Origin of the sequence: Streptomyces sp. NBC_01384, from assembly GCF_045040035.1 — a bacterium.
Lineage (GTDB): Bacteria > Actinomycetota > Actinomycetes > Streptomycetales > Streptomycetaceae > Streptomyces.
On the sequence record NZ_CP109559.1, the window covers coordinates 9,462,985 to 9,483,718 of the forward strand.

The window sequence follows — 20,734 nt, forward strand, 5'->3', positions numbered from 1 at the left end:
ACGAGGTGACGGCGGGGACGGGAGCACTCGCCCGGGTGCGCCCCCGTCGCTTCGGACACCCCTGCTCCAGGACTGCCTTTGAGGTGCTCAAAGGTATGTTTATGCAGGTGAGGAGCGTGTGCAAGGTGTTTATGATCGAGGCGTCCGACCATCCGATCCGGCGTCGGCGCGATGCGTAAGGAGCCCCGCCGTGAGCAGCCCCCAGCAGATCCGGACCGGCGAAACCCTCGATGTCGACCACAGTGACGCGCGGTACCGGAGCTGGCTCAAAGAGGCCGTCCGTAAGGTCCAGGCCGACGCCCGCCGCTCGGCCGACACGCATCTGCTGTGCTTCCCGCTGCCCGAGGCGTGGGGCATCGACCTCTACCTGAAGGACGAGTCGACCCACCCCACCGGCAGCCTCAAGCACCGCCTCGCCCGCTCACTCTTCCTCTACGGGCTGTGCAACGGCTGGATCCGGCCTGGCCGCCCGGTGATCGAGGCGTCCAGCGGTTCGACGGCGGTCTCCGAGGCGTACTTCGCGAAGCTGATCGGCGTGCCCTTCATCGCGGTCATGCCGCGCACGACGAGCGCCGAGAAGTGCCGTCTCATCGAGTTCCACGGCGGGCAGTGCCACTTCGTGGACGACTCCCGCAAAATGTACGAGGAGTCCGCCGCCCTCGCGATGGAGACCGGCGGCCACTACATGGACCAGTTCACCTACGCGGAACGGGCCACGGACTGGCGCGGCAACAACAACATCGCCGAATCCATCTTCCGGCAGCTGGAGTTGGAGCGATTTCCGGAGCCCGCGTGGATCGTCGCCACGGCCGGCACCGGCGGCACCTCGGCGACCCTCGCACGCTACGTCCACTACATGCAGTACGACACCCGCATCTGCGTCGCCGACCCGGAGAACTCGTGTTTCTTCGAGGGCTGGACCACCGGCGATCCGGACGTCACCTGCGACTGCGGCTCCCGCATCGAGGGCATCGGCAGGCCGCGCATGGAGCCGAGCTTCGTGCCCGGCGCGATCGACCGGATGATGAAGGTGCCGGACGCCGCGAGCGTCGCGGCCGTACGGGCGCTGGAACAGGCCATCGGACGCAAGGCCGGAGGTTCGACCGGCACCGGGCTGTGGAGCGCGCTGAAGATCGTGGCGGAGATGGTGGCCGAGGGGCGTACGGGGAGCGTGGTGACGCTGCTGTGCGACCCCGGGGACCGCTATCTCGACAAGTACTACTCGGACACGTGGCTGGCCGAACAGGGCCTGGACATCGCGCCGTACACGGCCGCGATCGCGTCCCTGCTGGAGACGGGCGTCTGGCCGAACTGACGGGCCGGTTTCCGGGGTGCACATGTACGTGGCCGAATTTCGGGGTGCACGCGTGCGTGGACGGCGAGTTCACGCACCCCGGGCGGACGGGCGCCGACCCGTCCCCGACCTCACGCGTGCGTCGACGCCAGCCGTCGGTCCAGCGCCCTCACCGCCTGGCGGAAGGCGCGCCCCAGCCCGGCCCGGCCCAGCTTCAGGGCCAGCCGGAAGGGGGCCGTGCCGTCGGCGGCGAAGGTCCACTGGACCAGGGTGCCCTTCCCGGCCGGCGCCAGCCGCCACTCCTCGACCAGGGCGCGGGCGCCCGGCGCGTTGGTGACGTCCACCCGGTACGCGTACACCTGTGGGGCCTTGGCCACCAGGACCGTCTCCTGGAAGCGCGTGCCGCCCCGGAGCCGGACCTCGCGCCCGGTGCCGCCCCCGGTCGGCCGGGCGAGCGTCACCGCCGAGAACCACTCGGCCCAGCCGGGCACGTCCTCGGCCAGCGCGCGGAAGACCGCTTCAGGCGGAGCGGTCACCTCGCGAGCGAACACCAGACGCAGAGGAGCGGTCTCGGCGAACTCGAGCCCCACCGGGCGCAGACGGCGTGCCATGGACGAAACTCCCACCTGGGAACGGAGCCGCGGGCAGCGTCACCATAGCTGGCGGACCGTCAGATGTCTGTACCGTCCCCGGGCTCACCGGCCACCACCAGACGCCTCAGGTGTTCGGAGATCTCCGCGCGGGCCTCGGCCGGCAGCCCGGCGTCGGTGACCAGCGTGTCGACCTGCTCCAGCGCGGCGAACGAACTCAGCCCCACGGTGCCCCACTTGGTGTGGTCGGCGACCACGACGACACGCCGTGCGGACTGCACCAGCCGCCGGTTGGTCTCGGCCTCCGCCAGGTTCGGCGTCGACAGGCCCGCCTCGACCGATATCCCGTGCACTCCCAGGAACAGCACGTCGAAGTGGAGCGCCGCGATGGCCTGATCGGCCACGGGGCCGACGAGGGAGTCGGACGGGGTGCGCACACCGCCCGTCAGCACGACCGTGGCCGCGCCCTGCCGCTGACCGGAGAGGCGCTGCGCCGTGTGGAAGACGTCGGCCACGCGCACCGAATTGGTGACCACGGTCAGGTCCGGCACGTCAAGGAGCCGATGGGCCAAGGCATAGGTGGTCGTACCGCCCGAGAGCGCGATCGCCGTGCCCGGCGCGACCATCTCGGCGGCGGCCCGCGCGATGTCCTCCTTGGCGGTCAGCTCCAGACCCGACTTGGCCTCGAAGCCCGGTTCGTGCGTGCTCGCCTCGACCACCGGCACCGCGCCGCCGTGCACCTTCTCCACCACGCCCTGGCGGGCGAGGGCGTCGAGGTCGCGACGGACCGTCATGTCGGAGACGCCGAGCTTACGGGTCAGCTCGTTCACCCGGACGCCACCCCGGCGCCGCACCTCGTCGAGGATCAGGGCGCGGCGCTGCTCCGCGAGGAGGTTCTGATTCTCACTCACGTCCACTCCGATCCTTTCGCCGCAACCTGCCCAACACTCCGCCCGAACCCACTCCCACGTGGACATTCTCCTTGTCCTAGGTCTGGAGGACGACCCATCCTCGCACGGGCCACCGACACGCGCGCCACTCCCCGTACACACACCGCGTCACTTCCGGTGCGGCACTGTCACACGTATCGGGGAGATTCCGTGACCACAAGTGCGCGCGCGCCCCTGAGCGGAGATCCTTGTGCCTGCACATGACACATGCCATACGCGCGGCACGGGGGAGGTGCAGAACAGTGGAGCGTGCACGGGAACATGCCTCGACGGGGGAGCTCAGCGGCCCCGCCCAGCGGCCCGAAGCAGCCGAAATCGCCCTCGAACTCCTGGTCCACGGAGTCGGCGGCACCACACCCGAGGAGATGCTGGACGATCCCCGGACGGTCCGGATCAGCGGCGACGACACGGCGGCCGTCTACCGGCGCCTCGACGACGCCGACGCGGAGCGCCGCCCCGACGACTACCGCGGCAAACCGGTCCCCGAGGCCTATGTGTGGTGCAACCTCACCTCCGGCAACGGCACCCGTGCCCTGTGGCTGTTGCTGCTGCCCTTCATGGTCGTCAACCTCGCGCACTGGATGCGCCCCGCCACCCGCGGCCGCACCCGCACCCGCACGGTCCGCCTGTACGGCCTGCTCGTCCGGCTGACCGGGCTCACCCTGACGGTGCTGCTGGTCGCCGCCGCCTGCGAGGTCGCCCTCGACCTGGCCGCCTGGCAGTGCGCGGGCACGCGCGCGTGCGCCGAGGCACACTCCTGGCTGGGCTTCCTCTCCCCGGAGCTGTCCGGCAACGGCTGGTGGAGCCGGCCCGGCCGCCGCCTCGCCCTGGCCGCACTGGTGCCCGCGGGACTGACCGGCCTGCTCTGGTACCTGTCCCACCGCACCTGGAGCGCGTACGAGTCCCAGCAGCCGATGTCCCGCAGACCCGAGCCCGCCGAGGAGACCGGCCGCACCGGGCTGGGCAGGCCCGGCTTCTGGTACGGGCGCCGCCTGGTGGCCCGGCTGCGCGCCGCGCACACCGCCGCGGGCTTCCTGACGGTCACCGCGGCGGTCGGCGGCCCCGCGGCCCGCCTCGACCGCGAGCCCGCAGGCCCCGCCGTGCTCGGGAGCCTGGGCCTGCTTCTGTACGCATCCCTCGTCGTGGGCGCGGTGGTGGTGCTGTGGGTGGTCTGCCGCCGCGGGCGCAGCGAACACCGGCTGGACCAGGAACTGGACGCGACCCTGGTGCGCGGGCTGCCCCTGGGCTCGATCGTCCTGCTCGCGCTGACCCTGCTGTACGCCGGATGGTCACGGCCCGGCTGGCACTCGACGGGGCGGCTGCCCGGCGACACGACCTTCGGCGCCCTCGCCTTCTCCCAGGGGCTGCTGGTCATTCTGCTGGCCGTGGTGGCCCGCGTCCTGAACCGCGGCCGTCCGGACACCCGCACCGCGATGCGCGGTCTGGCCGGACCTGCCGTCGCCATGCTGGCCTGTGCCCTGGGCGCCGTGATGTCCGGTGGAGTCGCCCAGCGCGTCGCCGACTGGCTTGACGACACCAGGGGCTCGCTGCCGGGCCCACCCGTCCTGCTGACCTGGCAGGCGTCCGTGATCCCGCCGACGCTCCTCGTGCTCCTCGGCCTCTGCGCCCGGCTGGCCGGGCGCACCTGGCAGCTGCGCGGTCGCGAGATGCGCGCGGTGGAACTCGACTACCAGGGGGAGGCCAAGGACACCGCCCGCACCCGCCGCATCGCGAGCACGCGCTCGATGGCCGCCCTCACCGACCGGGCACCCCTCATCGTCGGGGTCATCTCGTTCGTGACCCTGCTCCTCGGCGCCGGAGCCCTGGTGGGCGCCCTGACCACCGGGGACACGCCGCAAGAGGCCGCCCGAGGGTCGTCCGCCCTTGTCCGGGGCACCGCCGAGACCGCGCAGGCACTCGGCTCCTGGCTGATCGGCCTCGGCTTCATCCTCCTGGTCACCTGGGGCCGCCGCGCCTACAAGGACCCCGCGGCCCGCCGCACCATCGGCATCCTCTGGGACGTCGGCACCTTCTGGCCGCGCGCCGCCCACCCCTTCGCGCCGCCCTGCTACGCCGAGCGCGCCGTACCCGACCTGACCTGGCGCATGGTCGCCTGGACCCGTACACCGGCGGGCGGCTCGTGCTCTCCGGGCACTCCCAGGGCAGTGTGCTGGCGGCCGCCGCGGCCTGGCAGCTGAAGCCCTCGGTACGCAAGCGGGTCGCGCTGCTCACCTACGGCTCACCGCTGGAGCGGCTCTACGGGCGCTGGTTCCCGGCCCACTTCGGCCCGGCCGCCCTCACTTCCCTGCACCGTGAGGTCGACTGCTGGCGCAACCTGTACCGCCTCACCGACCCCATCGGCGGCCCCGTACGACTGCCCGGCGACTGCGGCCCACAGGTCGACCGCGCACCCCTGGAGGACCCGCTCGCCTATGGGCGCACCCAGGAGCATCCGCTCCCCGCGCCGATCCTGGGGCACGGGGACTACGAGGCGGACCCGGCCTTCGCCGAGGAGCGCGAGCGGCTGCTGGCGCGGTTGCGACCACAGGCGGTGCCGGGCCCCCGTCCTGAAGGCGACGCCCCGTCCTGAAGGCGACGCCCCGTCCTCAGGGCGATGCTCAGGGCAGTTCCGGCAGGTCCTCCGGGTAGAGCAGGGTGAGGTCGTCCGTGCTCGGTTCGGCGAGCTGGGCGACCCGGCCCGCGTGCCGCTCGACCATCGCCTCGAAGGTCTGCCGCGCGGTGCGGCCGTTACCGAAGGCCGGTCCCTTGGGGATGGCCGTGAAGTACTTCAGCAGTGCCTCGGGCGCGCCGGGCGCCAGGCTGTACTCGTGCTCCTCGGCCTGCTGCTCCACGATCCGCAGCAGCTCCTCGGAGTCGTAGTCGCCAAAGGTGATGGTCCGTGAGAAGCGGGACGCCACACCGGGGTTGACCGCGAGGAACCGCTCCATCTCGGCCGTGTAGCCCGCGACGATCACGACGACCGCCTCCCGGTGGTCCTCCATCAGCTTCACCAGCGTGTCGATGGCCTCGCGGCCGAAGTCGCGGCCCGAGTCCTCCGGCGACAGCGCGTACGCCTCGTCGATGAACAGCACACCGCCGCGCGCCCGGTCGAACGCCTCCTGGGTGCGGATCGCGGTGGAGCCGATGTGCTCGCCGACCAGGTCCACCCGGGACACCTCGACGAGATGCCCCTTCTCCAGGACACCGAGCGAGGCCAGGATCTCGCCGTACAGCCGGGCGACCGTTGTCTTGCCGGTGCCGGGGGAGCCCGTGAACACCAGATGGCGGCGGGGGGAGGCCGCCTTGAGGCCGGCCTGCTGCCTGCGGCGGCCCACCTCGATCATGTCGGTGAGGGCGCGCACCTCGCGCTTGACGCTCTCCAGGCCCACCAGCGCGTCGAGTTCACCGAGGACGACCTTCGACGTGCGGGCCGGCTGTGCGGGCTCGGGCTCCGCGGCGGTGACGAGCGGCTCCTGCTCGGTGCTGCGCTGAACCGGGATCGCGCCCAGCAGGCTCGGGGACGCGCTGGAGCTCTGTACGGCCGTCTCGTGGGCCGGGGGCCGCACTCCGGCGCTCTCGTCGCTGGTGCAGTCCTCGACGACCGGGCCGCCGCCCGGTGCGTTGCCGCCGTCGGCGAACTCGTAGCCCCCGCGCGCACAGCGCTCCGTACGGCACTTCTTCAGTGTCGCCCGGCAGCCGTCGATGACATGGAAGCCGTAGCCCCCGCTGCCCGTCACCCGGCAGTTGTGGAAGCTGCCGCGGCCGCCCGCCGACACATAGAAGCCGGCCTCGGCGGGCGAGTCGACCGTGCAGCGCTCGATGGTGGGGTCGGCGCCCTTGGTGACGATCACGCCGGTCTGGGTGCCGTCCACGGTGCAGCCGGACAGGGTGCCGCCGCTGCCGTGGTCGCGGAACCAGGCGCCCGTCGCGGCGTCGCGGATACGGCAGTCGTCGAGTTGCGCGGTCGCGCCGTCGCTCACCGAGACGGCGGTGTTGCGCACTTGGGAGAGGTCACTGTCGACGACGTCCACCCGCGAACCGCGGTCGAGGACGAACAGGGCGTCCGGCACGTCGTGCACCCGGCAGGACTCGAGCACCGCGGTCGCGCCGTCGCTGACCCAGACGGCGGGGTAGTCGCCGGTGCTGTCGAAGATCTCGCACTGGTTGGCGTCCACGCGCGTGCCCGGGTCCCAGACCGACAGTCCGTTGCGCCCGAACTGCCGCACGGTGGTGCGGGTCAGGGTGAGGACCGAGCGGGAACGCAGATCCACCGCGTTCTCCGGGATGTCGTGGATGCGGCAGTCGGCGAGCGTGAGCACGGCGTCCGTGTCCAGCGTCACGCCGTCCGAGGTCGTACGGTGCACATCGCAGTCGGTGAGATGGGCCGTGGCGCGCGCGGTGATCTGCACGCCGGAGCCCTTGACCTCGTACACCTCGCAGCCGACCGCCTCCAGCGAGGAGTTCTCGCCGGTCGCCGACAGGCCCGCGCCGGAGGTGTGATGCACCCGGCAGCGCTCCAGGCGGGGATGGGCGCCCCCGCGGACCGCGATGCCGGACTGCCCGGCCGCGACGACCTCGCATTCCTCGAACACCCCACCGCCGCCGTCCAGTACGGCGATGCCGATGCCGGCCGGATTGTCGACCGTGCAGCGGCGGGCGGTCGGGCGGGCGCCGCCGCGCACCTCGATCCCGGCCGCGGACCGCGTGACGATCCGCAGGTCGAGGAGGTCCGGAGCGCCCTCTTCGACGAGCAGCGCGGGCGCCGCCGAGTCCTGGCCCTCCACGTGCAGATCCTGGACCACGGCGGAGGCACGTATGGTCAGCGGCACTCCGTCCACCGGCGCGATGCGCACGGAGCCGGGGGAGCCCTCGGGGCCGCGCAGTGTCACCGCGCGCTGTACCACGAGGTTTTCCCGGTAGGTGCCGGGCGCGACGGTGAGCACGTCGCCGTCGGCCGCGGCCTCCAAGGCTGCGGCCAGCGATGCGTACTCTCCTGTGCGGCGCCGCCACCGCGAGGTGCCGGTGTGCGTCACCTGGACCGTGCCCTGTGCCATGGCGCTGTTGTGCCCCCACCTCGTCGTACGCGGGTCCTGCGAGGCCGTGCTGAAACCCCGTCGTGATCAAGAACAGCTTCTCACGACGGTGCCGAACGGTTCGGTCGGTCCACCGTAGCGTGCGCGGGGGCGGTGGGTTGACCGGAGCCGGCAGGCGGTCAGCTGCCGGTGCCGGTCCTGCCCCAGTCCGGACCTGCCTTGTCCCAGGCCTGATCCCAACGGGCGTACCGGCGACGGACCATGCGCCACACGATCAGACGTCTGCCGCCGTCGAGGAGTCCCGCGGTCACCAGGGCCGCACCGATCCCCGCCAGCACGGCGTGCGTCGTCGCGGTGGCCGAATCCAGCGGGCGGCCCACTACGTCGCCGTGTTCGTCGGTCCAGAGCGCGAAATGGTCGCCCTTGTGCGGTGACTTGAGGGCGGCCAGCACCTTGCCGTGGTGCGCTGAGCCGTCCGGTGCGGTCCAGTCGGCGAGCACACGGCTGTGCGGGTTCCGCGCCGACGAGGCCTCGGGATCGGGCTCCAGCGGGGCCTGTTCCACCTTCTTGACCACGGTGGCGATCACCTCGTAGCGGGCCTGGCGCTGGTCCCGTACGGCCTGTTGGAGGGCGTCCTCGGCCGCTGCTCCGGTGAGGGAGCCGATCAGGGGCGCGAGGGCGAGGATCAGCAGGACGGCCAGCAGGGCCAGCCAGGCCTCGACCAGATCGGTCGTACGGCGCAGCGGATTGTGCCGCCAGCGCCAGAGTCCGCCGATTGCTCGCACCGTCCCGCACCCCCTTCCGCGTCCGTGATAACCCGTGCAGCCGCTCACTTCCGAGCCTGGGAAAGAGAGAGCGAAATCACCCCCCGCACGGGCCTCTCATGAACTTCTCACGCAGTCTCAACGACCGTACCTGGGGCCCGGGTTCCCACCCTGGGTCCATTCGCGCCACTCGATCACGAGGGACGGGAGAACGGTGCGGAAGATCGGTGCGGAAGATCGGTGCGGGAGAACGGTGCGGGAGAACGGGACGGGAGAAGGCGGTCGCGCGGTTATCCGAGAACCGTCACCGGATCGCCGATCCGCACTGTGCCGGGAGACTCCGGCACCAGGTTCTGTCCGAAGACCAGTTCGGACCCGAAGCGGCGGTGGCGTCCGAGGGTGCGCAGCGGCTCCTTGCCGCGCGCGGCGGTGTCCTGGTCGGTGGTGGTCACGACGCAGCGGCCGGACATCTTGGGGACCCGGAAGGTGACCTCGCCGATGGCGATCCGCTTCCAGTCGTCCTCGGCCCAGGCGGCCGTGCCCGCCACCACGACGTTCGGCCGGAAGCGGTTCATCGGGAGGGGGCCCTCATCGGCGCGGTCACCCTGCGCGATCAGGGAGTTGAGCGCGTCCAGCGAGGCGAGCGTGGTGACCAGCAGCGGATAGCCGTCGGCGAAACTGACGGTCTCGCCCGGGCGCGCGTAATCCGGGTCCACGGGCCTGCACACGGCGGGATCGTCCATGTGGACGAGGCGCACCTCGGTCCCCAGATAGTCGCTGCACCAGGCATGTGCGGTGTCGTGGGCGAGGACCGCCTGCACCTTGTCGCCGAAGATGTCCAGCGCCGTCGTGCCGGTCGGCTCCGGCACGGGGACCGTCACCGGCTCCCGGCCGGGCGCGGACAGACCTATGCCGCCGCCGGGCAGCAGCTCGGCGGCGGCAAGCGCCAGGCGTGGTTGCTGGCGTTGCGTGACGACCTTCCCCCCGTCGTCGATCAGTACCCAGCGTCGGTCTCCGGCCAGCCCCCAGGGCTCCACTACGGCTTCCCGGGGTGACTGGCCCCGGAACGCCTTGACCGGATGGACATGGATCGAGTGCAGCTCCGCATTCCCCATGACCCCATGGTGCCAGCAGGCACCGACATCCCGGTCCGAATGCCTTCAGTGCCTCAGTGCCTCAGTGCCTCAGCTCCTCAGTACCCGCGGTACTGCTGGTTGTTGTACGGGTCCTGGTACGGAGCCGGGGCGGGACGGGGGGCAGCGGGGCGCATCGCCTCATAGCCCGTGCCGGCCGCCATCGGACGCTGCGGCTGCTGCTGGGGTCCCGGGTAGCCGCGCGGGGCGGACTGCTGCGGGATGTACGGCGCGGGGGCCTGCTGCAGCGGCGCGGGCTGCTGGTACTGCGGGTAGCCGCCGTACGAGGGACCCTGCTGGGAGGAGGGTCCGGCCGGCAGGGCGGGAAGTGCCGACGGGAGCGCGGGCAGGTAGCTGCTGCTCGTGTCGTAGGCGGCGGGAACCCGGATCGGGGCGATCTGGGGAGTGCCCCGCTCGGCGACGAGGGAGTCGTAGATCGGGGTGTCCGGGAAGGACGGCGCGGAGTAGTAACCGCCGCCATAGGTGGAGCGGGGGGAGGTCATGGCCATAAGTTAAGCCCACGATGTGCTGGTTGGGGAGACCGATAAGAGGGTTGTTTTCCGTGTCGGCAGTGACGCGGGATCCCCAATGCGAGCGAACTCGGCAAAAAAGGGCGTCAAACCGGGTTCAGATCGCGTAAAGGCCGAGTTCCCAGGGGGTTACCGGCGGTTGACCGGCGATCTTTTGGTGACCGTCGCTCGGCCTGCCGAGGCTCGACACAGGAGTTCGTCACCCTGGGGGAATAGGTTGGGAGGAAAGGGTCCGAGGGGCGGCCCGAGGCGCGGCCTGGCGCGGCGACACGAGATGGGGGCGGACATGACAATGCCTAAAGGTTCGAATGTTCCGGTGCCGACGAGTGCGCTGCGCGTCGAAATGGGCTGGCGTTCGGGACCCGGGATACCCGACACGGATGCCTCCGCGCTGTTGCTGGTGTCCGGAAAGGTCCGCTCCGACGGCGACTTCGTGTTCTACAACCAGCCGACGCACTCCTCCGGCGCCGTGCGGCACGAGGGCAAGCGCAACGAGGGCGGTCAGGTGACCGACACGCTGCTCGTCGACCTCGCGGGCGTGGAACCCGCGGTCGAGACCGTGGTGCTGGCCGCCTCCGCGGACGGCGGCACCTTCGGGCAGGTGCCCGGTCTGTACGTCCGGGTGCTCGACGCGAGGCAGGGCACGGAGGTCGCGCGCTTCGACAGCAAGGACGCGACCGTCGAGACCGCCTTCGTGCTCGGCGAGTTCTACCGGCGCCAGGGTGCCTGGAAGTTCCGCGCCGTCGGACAGGGTTACAGCAGCGGACTGGAAGGTCTGGCGACGGACTACGGGATCACGGTGGACGAGCCGCAGCACGCGCCGCCATCCTCGGCCGCACGGCCTGCCGCCGTACCGCCCACCCTCGCACCCCCCGCCGCCATGCCGCCCGCGCCCGGCACACGCGTGGCCGGTCCGCCCCCGCCGGTCGCCCCGCCCGTCACCGTGCCGCCTCCCACCATGACGCCGCCGCCCGCTCCGCCCAGGGCCCCGGTCCGCCTCTCCAAGGTCACGCTCACCAAGGAGGCGCCCTCGGTCTCGCTGACCAAGCAGGGCGGCACCTCCGGCGCGATGCGCGTGAACCTCAACTGGGAGGTGCGCAAGCAGTTCTCGGGGTGGGGCAACAAGCGGGGCCGGGCCGTCGCGACGCACGCAGACCTCGACCTCGACCTCTGCGCCCTGTACGAGCTGTCCGACGGCCGTAAGGGAGTCGTCCAGGCGCTCGGCAACGCCTTCGGAGCGCTGCACCAGCCGCCGTACATCCATCTCGACGGCGACGACCGCACCGGTGCCGTGGCGAGCGGTGAGAACCTCACCATCAACCTCGACCACAAGCAGAGCTTCCGGCGCATCCTCATCTTCGTGACCATCTACGAAGGGGCGCGCTCGTTCGCCGATCTGCACGCCACGGTCACCCTCCAGCCGCTGAACGGCGCTCCGGTCGACTTCTCGCTCGACGAGTGCACGGTGCCCTCGACCGTCTGTTCCCTCGCCCTCATCACCAACAACGGCGGCGATCTGATCGTCCAGCGCGAGGCCCGTTATCTCGTCCCCGAGCGTGGTGTGAGCCCGCAGCGCACCGTCGACCGGGTCTACGGGTGGGGCATGAACTGGACCCCCGGCAGGAAGTGACCTGTAGGAGGTGACGCGCAGGAAGTGACCTGCAGGAAGCGAGCGGTCAGCGCTCGTCGAGGGCGGTGTCGGGGCGCGCGTAGGTGCGGCCCTTCCAGGCTGCGCCGCGCCCCCTGTAGTGCTGCACCGCGGAATCGACCGTCATGAGGAGGTACAGGAACGCGGTGAGCGGCAGCGACGGAGCAAGCCACAGCGGCTGCCGGTAGTAGCGCACCATCGGCAGATACGTCGCCGTCATCAGCAGCCACGCGAGCCCTCCCGCCGCCGCGACCCCTGTACTCCCCGCGACGAGCCCCGTGAAGAGCGCGACCGGCGGCACCAGGTAGACGACGGCGAGGCCGAGAACCGTACCGAGGAGCAGCAGCGGGTTGTGCCGCAGTTGGGCGTACGCGCTGCGCGAGACCATGCGCCACAGGTCGTGCAGCCGTGGGTAGGGGCGCACGCTGTCGACCCGGTCGGCCAGTCCCAGCCAGATATGGCCTCCACTCCCTTTCACCGCCCTCGCGAGCGCCACGTCGTCGATGACGGCCTGCCGGATGGCTTCCGGAATCCGCGCCCGCTCGGCGGCGTCCGTACGCAGCAGCACGCAGCCGCCCGCCGCGGCCGCCGTCCGTGATCCCTTCACCGCGATCCGGCGGAAGGGATAGAGCTGCGCGAAGAAGTAGACGAAGGCGGGTACGACCAGTCGCTCCCACACGCTCTCCACGCGCAGCCGGGCCATCTGGGAGACCAGGTCGAAGCCGCCGGTGCGCGCCGCGGCCACCAAGGTCCGCAGGCTGTCCGGCGCATGCGCGATGTCCGCGTCCGTCAGCAGCAGGTAGGTGGGGCCATGCGGTTCGGGTCCCCGCGCCCGTGCCAGGCCGATGCCGTGGCGTACGGCCCAGAGCTTGCCGGTCCAGCCCGCGGGCGGCTCCCCGGGCGAATCGACGGTGAGCGGCAGCCCACCGTGCGTACGGGCCAGCTCACGGGCCAGCTCCCCGGTGCCGTCCGAGCTGCCGTCGTCGACGAGGAAGACCTCCGCCCGCCCCGGATAGTCCTGGGCCAGCAGCGACGGCAGGCTCTCGGGCAGCACGGCGGCCTCGTCCCGCGCCGGTACGACGACAGCGACGGACGGCCAGTCGTCCGGTTCCCGGCGAGGCGGCAGCCGCAGATCCGTACGCCAGAAGAAGCCCTGGCCGAGCAGCAGCCACAGCCATGCGGCCAGTGATCCCACAGCGGTCCACGCGACGGCACTCACCCGCCGCAGTCTGCCCCACCACGGCGGCCCCCAGGGGCGGATCGTCTATGGTGACCGGGTGAAGATCGCGCTCATGGACTCCGGAATGGGACTGCTCGCCGCTGCCGCCGCGGTACGTCGACTGCGGCCCGACGCCGATCTCGTGCTCTCCTCGGATCCGGGCAGCATGCCCTGGGGCCCGCGTACGCCCGAGGACGTCACCGCCCGCGCCCTCGCTGTCGCCGAGGCGGCCGCCGAGCACCGCCCGGACGCCCTGATCGTCGCCTGCAACACGGCCTCCGTACGCGCCCTGCCCGCCCTGCGCGCCCGTCTGGAGCCGCAGGTACCCGTCATCGGCACGGTCCCGGCGATCAAGCCGGCCGCGGCCGGTGGCGGACCCGTGGCGATCTGGGCCACGCCCGCCACCACCGGCAGCCCCTATCAGCGCGGACTCATCAGCGAGTTCGCCGACGGGGTGTCCGTGACCGAAGTGGCCTGCCCCGGGCTCGCCGACGCCGTGGAGCACGGAGACCAGGCGGGCATTGACGCCGCGATCGCCGCGGCTGCCCTCCGCACCCCCGACGATGTAAGGGCCGTCGTCCTGGGCTGCACCCATTACGAGCTGGTCGCCGAACGCATTCGCGCGGCCGTGCAGCAGCCCGGCCTTCCGCCGCTCGTCCTGCACGGCTCCGCCGGGGCGGTCGCCGCGCAGGCGCTGCGCCGCATCGGCGAGCTCCCCGCCCCCGAGGCCCCCGCCGTAGGCTCCCTCACGGTGTTGCTCGGCGGCCGTGAGGGCACGCTGCCCGCGACGGCACTGGCGTACGAGGAAGGCCGCCTGTTGCAGGAGGTCAGTCCCGTCCGCTGACCACCGGTCACCGGTCGAACGCCCTCCGTCCGGCGAACGTCCAGCCGGAGCAGTGACCCTCCGCAACCCGGTGCCCGCGGTGCGGAACCTGAGTAGTCTCTTAAGTATGAGGGACCACCGCCACCGCGAGAGCGTGCGCCCCGATGTCTGGACCGGGCGCGCGACCAACCGCGTCCAGTGGCTGCCCGCGCTCGGCGGCGCCGCCTGCATCGCGCTCGGCATCGAGCTGGCCGTCGACTCCACGTGGACGTCGGGCGTCGCGGCGCTCGCCATGTCCGTCGTCGGGTGCATCGCGGCGGGACTGCTCATCCTGTTCGGCACGCTCGCCTTCGTGCACGTCGCTGTGAAGGTCGACAAGGACTGCCTCGAAGTGCGCTGTGGCCACATAGGTCTGCCCCGCCGCCGTATCCCGCTCTCGCATGTCGTCGGCGCCGACTTCGATCCCCGGGTCACCCCACGGCAGTGGGGCGGCTGGGGCTATCGCTGGCGTCCCGAGAAGGGCACCGCGGTCATCGTCCGGCGTGGCGAGGGCGTGGTGCTCCGGCTCGGCGACGGGCACACGTTCACGATCACGGTGGACAACGCGGAGGCGATGGTACGGATCATCCGTGACCGACTGCGGCCCGCCACCCCCGGCACCGTGATCTGACCCCCACCGATCGCCACGGATCGCCGCTGAGTTCAGGGCTCCAGCCGACTCCTTTGGGGTCGGTCGCCCGCGCCCAGGGCGTACTCCAGTTCCTCGTCCGCCAAGGGCCGTGCCGCCGCGAGCCCCGCGAGCAGACCCGCGCCCGCCGTCACCGTGGTGAAGCTCAGCGCGTTGCCCACCGACGCGATCGCCGCCAGCGCCGTGAGGGCCGCGCCCGCCGTCAGCGCGATCGGGGTGGACCGCGGCGAACGCCACAGCGAATACAGGACCCAGCAGAAGGCCGCGGCGAGCAGGGTCACGCCGGCCACGCCCTGCTCGGCCGCCTGCTGCAACGGCGCGGAGTGGGGCTTTCCGTCGGGCAGCAGTGACTGCGTGACCGTCGGAGCGAGCTCCCCGTAGCGCCCGGGCCCCACGCCCAGGGCCGGATTCCGGCGGGCGAGGTGGAGCGCGTCGTGCCAGAGCAGGACCCGGTGCCGGGTGAGCTGCCCCTCCAGGGAAACGGTCAGACCGGCGGGGAACACGTTCTCCGCGATCGCCCAGGTCGCCCCGGTCACCAGCGCCGCGGCGAGCGCGAGGCCCCCGAGCCCCAGGGCGCGGCGGCGGATGCGGCCGGAGGCGAGCGAGCACAGCAGTACTCCGGCGCCGGCCACGCATCCCGCGATCGAGCCGAGGACCGCCGCGGTCACCGTGATCCCGACGGCCAGCAGGCGCAGCGCGAGCCGCAGCGCCGGCGAACGTGCCGCCCAGGCCGCGCAGCACGCGGCTCCGGTGGCCAGGGCCAGCAGCGCGGCCGTGGCGCCGGCGTGTCCCAGCGGCGTCGTGATCTGCGGGCCCGGAGTGGTGTGCGGAGCGGTGAGCGCGAGGCCCAGTCCGGCCAGGGCCCCGACGCAAGGGGCGGCGACCGGCAGGAGCGCGCCGAGGATCCGGCCCGAGGCGTAACCGGCGGCAACGGCGAGCACCGCCAGGAGTACGCCCTCGGGCCGCCCGTCGTGCGCGGTCGCCGTGATCGGGACCAGACCGCGCAGGCCCCGAGCACGATCACACCCGTAGCGTCCGAAACGTTTCGTCTCTCGCCTTCGGCCGCCGAACCGGCCGCGGATCTCATCCCCGTGGACCCCACCCCGTCGCCCCCCGACCTGTGACGGGCCCCGACCCTCGCGGCCGCATCCGGCCGCACGTCAGAGGCTCGCGCACACCGTAACGGCTGATGCGCCGGTTTGTGGATGAGTTGCGCAGGAACGATGCATCAGGCGGGCATACGGCAGTTCGCGGAGCGCACGGACCGCCCCCGGGCACCGGGAGGTTCATGGTGCGGACCGTGCTGTCGGCGCCCAGGTCACGAGCCGTACACTCCCCGAGTGACCGCCACCGCAACATCCGTAGAAGAGCCGGAACAGCTCGAACCCCAGGCCGCGCCCTCTTCGCGCGGGGCCCGACTGGCGCGGCGATACGCTCCGGCCGCCGCCGCGGTGCTCTCCGGAGCGCTGCTCTACGTCAGTTTCCCGCCCCGCACCGTGTCATGGCTGGCCCTGCCCGCCTTCGCGGTCTTCGGCTGGACCCTGCGCGGTCGCTCCTGGAAGGCGGGCCTCGGGCTCGGCTATCTGTTCGGCCTCGGCTTCCTGCTGCCGCTGCTCGTCTGGACCGGTGTCGAGGTCGGCCCCGGCCCGTGGCTGGCGCTCGCCGCCGTGGAAGCGGTGTACATCGCGCTCGTCGGCGTGGGCATCACCTTCGTATCCCGGCTGCCCGCCTGGCCGCTGTGGGCGGCGGCGATCTGGATCGCGGGCGAGGCGGCACGCGCGCGTGCGCCGTTCGGCGGCTTCCCCTGGGGCAAGATCGCCTTCGGCCAGGCGGACGGCATCTTCCTTCCGCTGGCCGCGGTGGGCGGTACCCCGGTACTCGGTTTCGCGGTAGTGCTCTGCGGCTTCGGGCTGTACGAGGTCGTACGCCTGGTCGTCGACGGCCGCCGTACCGGTGCCGTACGACGCGGGGCCGCCGCGGCGGCGCTGCTCAGCGTGGCCGTCCCCGTGGTGGGGGCGCTGGCCGCGCGGTCGCTGGTGAGCGACAAGGCCGAGAACGGCACGGCGACCGTCGCCCTCATCCAGGGCAATGTGCCGCGCGCGGGGCTCGACTTCAACTCCCAGCGGCGCGCCGTGCTCGACTACCACGCGCGGGAGACGCTGCGGCTGGCCGCCGAGGTCAAGGCGGGCAAGGTCGCGCAGCCCGACTTCGTCCTGTGGCCGGAGAACTCCTCCGACGTCGACCCGTTCGCCAACGCCGACGCCCGCGCCGTGATCGACGGCACCGCCAAAACAATCGGCGCGCCCATTTCGATCGGCGGTGTCGTCGAGCGCGACGGCAAGCTCTACAACGAGCAGATCCTGTGGGACCCGGTCAAGGGCCCCCTCGACACGTACGACAAGCGACAGGTCCAGCCCTTCGGCGAGTACCTGCCGCTGCGCTCACTGCTCGGCGCGATCAACAAGAACTGGACGGCGATGGTCCGCCAGGACTTCAGCCGGGGCCACAAGCCGGGCGTCTTCACCATGGACGGCACCAGGGTCGGGCTCGTCACTTGTTACGAGGCCGCCTTCGACTGGGCCGTGCGCAGCACCGTCACGGACGGCGCGCAGCTGATCTCGGTGCCCAGCAACAACGCGACCTTCGACCGCAGCGAGATGACCTACCAGCAGCTCGCCATGTCCCGCGTCCGCGCCGTGGAGCACAGCCGCACCGTCACCGTGCCGGTGACCAGCGGCGTCAGCGCCGTGATCATGCCGGACGGGAAGATCACCCAGAAGACCGGGATGTTCGTGGCGGACTCGCTGGTCCAGAAGGTGCCGCTGCGCTCCTCCGAGACCCCCGCCACGCGGCTCGGCATCCTGCCCGAGATGCTTCTGGTGCTGGTCGCCGTGGGCGGGCTCGGCTGGGCAGGGACGACGGCGGTCCGCAGGCGTCGGGACGGCGCCGTTCGGGGCGAGCTTGCCTGACCTCGACCGGGTAACGGAATCGGGCCGTTAGGGTCGGTCCATGGCTACCCCTGACTTCATCCGCACCATCCGGGCCTCCGCGGGCCATCAGCTCCTCTGGCTCCCCGGAGTCACCGCCATCGTCTTCGACGACGAGGGCAGAGTGCTGCTGGGCCGGCGCACCGACACCCGCAAGTGGTCGGTCATCGGCGGCATCCCGGACCCGGGCGAGCAGCCCGCGGCCTGCGCCGTGCGGGAGGTCCACGAGGAGACCAACGTGCGCTGCGTCGTCGAGCGCGTCGTGCTCGTCCAGGCCCTGGACCCGGTCACGTACGAGAACGGCGACACCTGCCAGTACATGGACACCACGTTCCGGTGCCGGGCGGTCGGCGGTGAGGCGCGGGTCAACGACGACGAGTCACTGGACGTCGGCTGGTTCGCGGTCGACGCACTGCCGGAGCTGAACGAGTTCGCGATACTCCGGATCAAGCAGGCCCTGTCGGACGCACCTACCTGGTTCGACCCCACGACCTGAGGACGAAGCGACCTGGGGGCGAATGACCTGGGGGCGAGCGCCATCGGGACGGCACGCGGCACAGTCGCATGACCACGAGCGCGGAGTCGTCGTCGGGCCCACGCTGAGGCAGATCGGCGGTCATGGCGTCTTCGGGAGTGCGGGGGACTCCCGGCGCGGAGCCGAGCGCCCGCCGCGCGCGGACCAGCGCGGTGACCTCCTCGACGCGGTGGACGATGAGCGACACCAGACCGTCGGCGTCGAGGGCCGGGATGTTGACGGGGCTCCAGTGGCGCTCCTCGAACATGCCGGGCCGACCGGGCACCTCGACGGAGTACTTCTGCGCATGGTGGACCGGCTGGTCGACCAGCCCGTGTGCATTCGGTGCGCGCGCTGCGGCGTCAACCCGACGACCTGAACATCACCTGAACAGCGACCGCCCCCAGGCATCCCGACGGGCAGCCGGCCCATCTTCCAGAGCGAACGGAGAGTTGCCACCGGGAAGGTACGTCCATGGTCAGCACCACCGCAGCGATCCTCGCGTCGGCCCAGCGCACGGGAGGGCGGTTGCGCGCCCGTTCCGGGCCGTCCGGCCGGAGCCCGGCGGTCGTCCCGGCCCACGCCAGACCGGCGAGGCTGGCGATCCTCGTCGTGGCGGCACTGCTGTTCACCTGGGACATCCAGCACAGCGGGTACCACGCGTTCTACGCGGAGACCGCGCGCAGCATGACCGAGAGCTGGAAGGGGTTCCTGTTCGGCTCGTTCGACCCCGGCAACTCGATCACGATCGACAAACTGCCGGGCTTCCTGTGGCCGCAGGCACTGTCCGCGCGGATCTTCGGATTCCATCCATGGGCGCTGACCCTGCCCCAGGTGATCGAGGGTGTTCTCAGCGTCGCCGTCCTGCACCGCGCGGTGCGCCGCTGGGCGGGGGAGAGCGCGGGCCTGCTCGCGGCGGGCGCGTTCGCGCTCACCCCGGCGATCGCCGGGCTGTTCCGTACGCAGGCCGAGGACCCCGCGTTCACCCTGCTCGTCCTGCTGGCCGCCGACGCCACACTGCGCGCGGCCCGGGAGGCGCGGTTGCGTCCGCTGCTGGCGGCCGGGGCATGGGTCGGCCTGAGCTTCCAGGCCAAGATGCTGGAGGCCTGGGCGGTGCTCCCGGCGCTCGGTCTGCTGTACGCGCTGTCGGCACCGGTGGTGCTGCGCCGTCGGCTGGCACACCTGGCGACGGCCGGTGCGATGTGCCTGGCGGTGTCGGCCTCGTGGGTGCTGCTGGTGACGCTGACGCCGGCCAAGGACCGTCCGTTCGTGGACGGTACGACGAACAACTCGGCCGTCAGCCAGGTCGTCGGCTACAACTTCCTCAACCGCTTCGCCGGTCTGGGCCTCAGCGCCAAGGACACCGGAAGCGTGTCGACGTCGACCATGGCGGGGACCGCCCCGGCGGCGTCCAAGCAGGGGCAGGCCGTCGCGCAGTGGGGCAAGATGTTCGGTCCGTCGCTGGCCTCGCAGGTGGGCTGGCTGTACCCGGCGGCGGCGCTCGCCGCGGTGTGTGGTCCGGTGTGGCTGCGCGGCAGGCCGCGTACGGACCCGTTGCGGGCGGGCTTTCTGCTCTGGGCGGTCTGGCTGGCCACGTACTTCCTGGTGTTCAGCGCCGGGGCCGTCGGCGGCCACACGTACTACATGGGTGTGGTGGCCGTGCCCCTGGCGGCGCTCTTCGGCGCGGGGACGGTGCAGTTCTGGCGTGCCTGGCGCGGGGGGAGCGGGGCACGGACGTGGGCGCTGCCGACGGCGGTCGTGACCACGGTGACCTGGTCGGCGGTCGTCGCGGAGCAGTTCCCGACATTCTTGCCGTGGCTGGCCCCCGCCGCGATCGTCCTCGGGGCGGGCGCGCTGGCGCTGCTCGCACTGTCCCGTACCGGTGACGAAGGGGCGCGGCGGCGCGCGGCGGTGCTGGGCCTCGGCGTGGGCATCGCGGCCATGCTGCTGCCGTCCGCCGCCTGGGCGTCATCGGTCCTGGACCCGAAGTACGGCCATTCCGGCATGGGTTCGGCCGGGCCGGTGTCCGCCTGGCACCACAGCGCGCGGCAGCGGACCTTCTCCTCCACCGGCCAGGTCGGCGCCCACGCCGAGAGCGAACCCTCCAAGACCTCCAAGACCTCCAAGACCTCCAAGACCTCCAAGACCTCCGAGGACTACACCGCCTTCAAGCCCTTCAAGCCCTCTGACGGGACGGCACTCGACGAGGAGCAGCAGCAGCTCCTGGCCTACACCCGGGCCCACCAGGACGGCGCCACCTACCTCTTCGCGACGACCAGTTGGCGGTCCGCCGCCGCGTACATCCTCTACGCGGGCGCCAAGGTGCTTCCCATGGGCGGCTTCACCGGCGCCGCGCCCACGCCCACCGGCGCCGAGTTCCGACACCTCATCGCCACCGGCCGGCTGCGCTATGTCGTGCTCGGCGGCGCGGTGACCGTCCCGGGCCGGACCAACGCCGCCTGGGTGCGCGCCCATTGCTCGCGCGTACCCCAGCAGCCGTCGCGCCTCTACCGCTGCTCGCCGTCGTAAGGAAGGACGTTGTAGGGGGAGGACATGGGGGG

General features: G+C 71.9%; 14 protein-coding genes and 3 pseudogenes. 8 read left to right on the forward strand and 9 right to left on the reverse strand.

What is annotated here, in order from left to right:
* Window positions 1-190 precede the first annotated feature (190 nt).
* The gene (locus tag OG747_RS43475; RefSeq protein ID WP_405884854.1) at window positions 191-1,315 is read left to right on the forward strand and encodes a PLP-dependent cysteine synthase family protein; all 1,125 of its coding nucleotides are present in this window, start codon (window positions 191-193) and stop codon (window positions 1,313-1,315) included.
* A 110-nt stretch (window positions 1,316-1,425) separates the two neighbouring features.
* Here the strand turns inward: OG747_RS43475 and OG747_RS43480 are convergent, their stop codons facing one another.
* Together OG747_RS43480 and OG747_RS43485 are read right to left on the reverse strand one after the other, a co-directional pair.
* On the reverse strand, window positions 1,426-1,905 hold the full coding sequence (locus OG747_RS43480) for an SRPBCC family protein (RefSeq protein ID WP_405884855.1): 480 nt from the start codon (window positions 1,903-1,905) through the stop codon (window positions 1,426-1,428).
* A gap of 59 nt (window positions 1,906-1,964) precedes the next feature.
* The gene (locus tag OG747_RS43485) at window positions 1,965-2,795 is read right to left on the reverse strand and encodes a DeoR/GlpR family DNA-binding transcription regulator (protein WP_405884857.1); all 831 of its coding nucleotides are present in this window, start codon (window positions 2,793-2,795) and stop codon (window positions 1,965-1,967) included.
* A gap of 281 nt (window positions 2,796-3,076) precedes the next feature.
* On the opposite strand from OG747_RS43485, the pseudogene OG747_RS43490 reads away from it, so the two are divergent.
* Window positions 3,077-5,483: pseudogene (locus tag OG747_RS43490) on the forward strand (hypothetical protein).
* On the opposite strand, the gene OG747_RS43495 reads toward OG747_RS43490, so the two are convergent.
* The 4 genes from OG747_RS43495 to OG747_RS43510 all read right to left on the reverse strand — a co-directional run bounded on the left by OG747_RS43495 (window position 5,453) and on the right by OG747_RS43510 (window position 10,267).
* On the reverse strand, window positions 5,453-7,888 hold the full coding sequence (locus tag OG747_RS43495; RefSeq protein ID WP_405884858.1) for a right-handed parallel beta-helix repeat-containing protein: 2,436 nt from the start codon (window positions 7,886-7,888) through the stop codon (window positions 5,453-5,455). The pseudogene OG747_RS43490 and the gene OG747_RS43495 overlap by 31 nt on opposite strands.
* A 158-nt stretch (window positions 7,889-8,046) precedes the next feature.
* Window positions 8,047-8,652, reverse strand: a complete 606-nt coding sequence (locus tag OG747_RS43500; protein ID WP_405884859.1) for a hypothetical protein — start codon at window positions 8,650-8,652, stop codon at window positions 8,047-8,049.
* 269 nt (window positions 8,653-8,921) lie between these two features.
* Entirely contained in the window at window positions 8,922-9,746 is an 825-nt protein-coding gene (locus tag OG747_RS43505; protein WP_405884861.1) for an MOSC domain-containing protein, read from the reverse strand.
* Window positions 9,747-9,823: 77 nt separating this feature from the next.
* The gene (locus OG747_RS43510; RefSeq protein WP_405884862.1) at window positions 9,824-10,267 is read right to left on the reverse strand and encodes a DUF6643 family protein; all 444 of its coding nucleotides are present in this window, start codon (window positions 10,265-10,267) and stop codon (window positions 9,824-9,826) included.
* Between the two features lie 301 nt (window positions 10,268-10,568).
* On the opposite strand from OG747_RS43510, the gene OG747_RS43515 reads away from it, so the two are divergent.
* A complete protein-coding gene (locus OG747_RS43515; protein ID WP_405884863.1) occupies window positions 10,569-11,924 on the forward strand; it encodes a TerD family protein in 1,356 nt (451 codons plus the stop codon).
* Between the two features lie 46 nt (window positions 11,925-11,970).
* Here the strand turns inward: OG747_RS43515 and OG747_RS43520 are convergent, their stop codons facing one another.
* Window positions 11,971-13,161 carry a glycosyltransferase gene (locus OG747_RS43520; RefSeq protein ID WP_405884864.1) on the reverse strand — a complete coding sequence of 397 codons (1,191 nt, stop codon included), beginning with the start codon at window positions 13,159-13,161 and terminating at the stop codon, window positions 11,971-11,973.
* A 58-nt stretch (window positions 13,162-13,219) separates the two neighbouring features.
* On the opposite strand from OG747_RS43520, the gene OG747_RS43525 reads away from it, so the two are divergent.
* Both OG747_RS43525 and OG747_RS43530 read left to right on the forward strand, forming a co-directional pair.
* Window positions 13,220-14,005 carry a glutamate racemase gene (locus tag OG747_RS43525; protein WP_405884866.1) on the forward strand — a complete coding sequence of 262 codons (786 nt, stop codon included), beginning with the start codon at window positions 13,220-13,222 and terminating at the stop codon, window positions 14,003-14,005.
* A 106-nt stretch (window positions 14,006-14,111) separates the two neighbouring features.
* Window positions 14,112-14,654 (forward strand): hypothetical protein, encoded by a 543-nt coding sequence (locus OG747_RS43530; protein WP_405884867.1) that lies wholly within the window; start codon window positions 14,112-14,114, stop codon window positions 14,652-14,654.
* Between the two features lie 32 nt (window positions 14,655-14,686).
* On the opposite strand, the pseudogene OG747_RS43535 reads toward OG747_RS43530, so the two are convergent.
* Window positions 14,687-15,759, reverse strand: a pseudogene (locus OG747_RS43535) (O-antigen ligase family protein).
* A 253-nt stretch (window positions 15,760-16,012) separates the two neighbouring features.
* Between OG747_RS43535 and lnt the strand changes: the two are divergent.
* Together lnt and OG747_RS43545 are read left to right on the forward strand one after the other, a co-directional pair.
* Entirely contained in the window at window positions 16,013-17,641 is a 1,629-nt protein-coding gene (gene lnt, locus OG747_RS43540) for an apolipoprotein N-acyltransferase (RefSeq protein ID WP_405884868.1), read from the forward strand.
* Between the two features lie 40 nt (window positions 17,642-17,681).
* On the forward strand, window positions 17,682-18,155 hold the full coding sequence (locus tag OG747_RS43545) for an NUDIX hydrolase (RefSeq protein ID WP_405884869.1): 474 nt from the start codon (window positions 17,682-17,684) through the stop codon (window positions 18,153-18,155).
* A gap of 172 nt (window positions 18,156-18,327) precedes the next feature.
* Here the strand turns inward: OG747_RS43545 and OG747_RS43550 are convergent.
* Window positions 18,328-18,477, reverse strand: a pseudogene (locus tag OG747_RS43550) (protein phosphatase); the annotation flags it as partial.
* Window positions 18,478-18,647: 170 nt separating this feature from the next.
* On the opposite strand from OG747_RS43550, the gene OG747_RS43555 reads away from it, so the two are divergent.
* Window positions 18,648-20,702 (forward strand): ArnT family glycosyltransferase, encoded by a 2,055-nt coding sequence (locus OG747_RS43555; protein ID WP_405884870.1) that lies wholly within the window; start codon window positions 18,648-18,650, stop codon window positions 20,700-20,702.
* Window positions 20,703-20,734: the final 32 nt, after the last annotated feature.